Origin of the sequence: Kineosporia sp. NBRC 101677, assembly GCF_030269265.1 — a bacterium.
Classification (GTDB): Bacteria; Actinomycetota; Actinomycetes; order Actinomycetales; family Kineosporiaceae; genus Kineosporia; species Kineosporia rhizophila.
In genome coordinates, this window is record NZ_BSTA01000062.1 from 1 (window position 1) to 274 (window position 274).

At 58.4% G+C, this 274-nt stretch carries 1 rRNA gene; it reads left to right on the forward strand.

Going from position 1 to position 274, the window contains the following annotated elements:
- A 16S ribosomal RNA gene (locus QSK18_RS35750) occupies window positions 1-274 on the forward strand; the annotation flags it as partial.

Genomic DNA, 274 nt, shown 5'->3' on the forward strand with positions numbered 1-274 from the left:
CGCCCCGCCTGGGGAGTACGGCCGCAAGGCTAAAACTCAAAGGAATTGACGGGGGCCCGCACAAGCGGCGGAGCATGCGGATTAATTCGATGCAACGCGAAGAACCTTACCAAGGCTTGACATGGGGCGTTTACCGGCAGAGATGTCGGGTCCGTAAGGGCGTCTCACAGGTGGTGCATGGTTGTCGTCAGCTCGTGTCGTGAGATGTTGGGTTAAGTCCCGCAACGAGCGCAACCCTCGTTCTATGTTGCCAGCACGTCATGGTGGGAACTCA